This is a genomic window from Bowmanella yangjiangensis, assembly GCF_017255015.1.
GTDB lineage: Bacteria > Pseudomonadota > Gammaproteobacteria > Enterobacterales > Alteromonadaceae > Bowmanella > Bowmanella yangjiangensis.
This window is the reverse complement of record NZ_JAFKCS010000407.1, coordinates 1-698: the sequence shown is the minus strand read 5'-3', so window position 1 is coordinate 698 and position 698 is coordinate 1. Positions and strand designations below refer to the sequence as shown.

Annotated in this window: 1 protein-coding gene; it reads right to left on the bottom strand. The window is 66.5% G+C overall.

The features are described 5' to 3' along the window. Positions 1–477, bottom strand: a 477-nt coding sequence (locus J0A65_RS24840; protein ID WP_206596904.1) for a TetR/AcrR family transcriptional regulator, incomplete at its 3' end; no start/stop codon positions are given. Positions 478–698: the final 221 nt, after the last annotated feature.

Here is a 698-nt window from a genome sequence, read left to right as displayed (position 1 = left end):
GTCGATGGCGTCGTGCAGCTCGCCGCGTTGCTGCGCCGCAGCGAAACGCTGGGCCAGGCGCAGCGGCAGCAAGGGAGCGATGCGCTGGGTCAGCAGGCTGCGCAGGGCGCCCCCTTCGGTGAGCACTTCCCGCGCCCACAGCTGTGGGAGCCAGGGATGTTTCGCCACGATGGCCGCCAGTTCGGTGACCAGCGTGCGGACCTGTTCCAGCGGGGTATCGCCGGCCTGCTCCAGGCATCCGGCGAGGCGCTCGAACTCGGGCATCAGGCGCTCGTCGATCACCGCTTGGGTCAGCTTGGGCTTGTTGCCGAAGTAGTAGTGGATGAGTGCCGGCGTCACCTGCGCGGCCTCGGCGATGCCGCGCAGGCTGCTGGCCTGGATGCCCTGCTGGGCGAAGCGTTGGCAGGCGGCGTCGAGCAGGCGTTCACGCTGCTGCGCTTCACCGCTGGGACGACCTGGAGTGCGTGGGCGGGGCATGGCTGGAAGGTCCTGGAAAATTATTAATTAAACACTCAATTAATTTTTGTGCAAGCGCAAGCAGTGATGTCGACGAGCGGGGCGGCGGCCCTCTGCAAGGGGCACTGGCGCGCTGCGTCGGGGTGGTTTCGTTGACCTGGATCAGTTTCCCGGGCAACCGCCGGGCGAGGGGGTGGCGAGCATTGATCCAGATCAATGGTGCCGGGGCTGGCGCTGATAAC